Consider the following 1,362-nt stretch of genomic DNA (forward strand, 5'->3'; position numbering starts at 1 on the left):
AGAGGGCGTTAAGTCCCGTTTCTGGTGATGTGATGTCGCCCGTTCGTGGGTGATGGAACGGTTCCGTCCTCGTGTCATGTCGTGGGCGTGATGGGGTCGCGGCCATGGAACGGATGCCGTACGCAACCGACTTGTCCGACGAGCAGTGGGTGTTGATCGAGCCGCTGGTCACCGCGTGGAAGCAGGCACGTGTGGCGCGGTCGGCGACCGGGGATCCGGGCTCCTGCGACCTGCGCGAGGTCGTGAACGCGCTCCTCTACCAGAACCGGACGGGCTGTCAGTGGCGGCTCCTGCCGCACGACCTTCCGGCTTGGTCCGCGGTGTTCTACTACTTCACCCTGTGGCGCCAGGACGGCCTTGACCAGCGGATCCAGGAGATTCTGCGCTGTCAGGTGAGGGAGCGGTCCCGGCGATTAGAGGACCCGTCCCTGGTGATCATCGACACCCAGTCGGTCCGCGTCGCGGCCGGGGTGCCGAAGGAGACGACGGGGCTGGACGTGAACAAGAAGACGCCCGGCAGGAAGCGCGGGCTCGTCGTCGACGTCTTGGGCCTGATCATCGGCGTGGTGGTCCTGCCCGCCTCCGCGCACGACAACGAGGCGGGCATCGCCCTGCTGGACCAGGCCGCGGAGCGGTGCGGGCTGCGCCTGGAGAAGGCCCTGGTCGACCAGGGCTTCAAGGACGCTGTGATCATCCGCGGAGCTGTGCACGGCATCACCGTCGAGGTGGTCCGGCGCAACCCCGACGACAAGGGCCGAGGCTTCGTCCCGCAGCCGAAACGGTGGGTGGTCGAGCAGGTCAACGGCACCCTCGTGCTGCACCGGCGCCTGGCCCGCGACTACGACCACCGGCCCGACAACGCCGCCTCCCGCGTCTATTGGGCCGCCACCGCCGGCATGCTCCGGCGCCTCACCGTCCCGAGCCCCGCCTGGCGGAACGAGATGACGTTGGCCGCATGAACGTCTCCGAACTCCTGCGGAAACTACAGGCCGAGCACGACGAGACCGCCGCCCGCACCGACCAACTACGCGAACAGATCGAGCAGTTCACCACCGCCCTGACCGAGGCCGAGGCCCGCCTGATCGAACTGACCACCACCCGCAAGGTCATCGACGGCCTCACCCCTTCCGGCCGCGAATCGGCACCCGCCGAGAGCACCACCGTCTACCAGCGCATCGTGACCACGTTCAACGAACACCCCAGGGCAGTGTTCCGCGTCCGTGAACTGCACGAACACCTCGACCTGCCCACCGACGAGCCCTCGACCAACGTCACCCGCTCCCGCCTGGGCCGACTCGTACGCCAAGGACTCCTCGAACAACCCGGACGCGGCCAGTACAAGAAACGGACTTAACGCCCTCT

The 1,362-nt window shown here is 67.6% G+C and carries 2 protein-coding genes; both read left to right on the forward strand.

Translation table 11 applies throughout. The features are described 5' to 3' along the window. Nucleotides 1–104 precede the first annotated feature (104 nt). Nucleotides 105–959, forward strand: coding sequence for an IS5 family transposase (locus ACWD12_RS41030; RefSeq protein WP_450103955.1), 855 nt, complete (start codon nucleotides 105–107; stop codon nucleotides 957–959). Then, nucleotides 956–1,354 (forward strand): hypothetical protein, encoded by a 399-nt coding sequence (locus tag ACWD12_RS41035; protein WP_450103956.1) that lies wholly within the window; start codon nucleotides 956–958, stop codon nucleotides 1,352–1,354. The genes ACWD12_RS41030 and ACWD12_RS41035 overlap by 4 nt, the downstream gene beginning before the upstream one ends. Nucleotides 1,355–1,362: the final 8 nt, after the last annotated feature.

The organism is Streptodolium elevatio (assembly GCF_053592165.1).

What these genes read in the sequence shown, in the direction of transcription:
- ACWD12_RS41030 (WP_450103955.1), top strand. Translation starts at nt 105, where the DNA reads ATGGAACGGATGCCGTACGCAACCGACTTGTCCGACGAGCAGTGGGTG.
- ACWD12_RS41035 (WP_450103956.1), top strand. Translation starts at nt 956, where the DNA reads ATGAACGTCTCCGAACTCCTGCGGAAACTACAGGCCGAGCACGACGAG.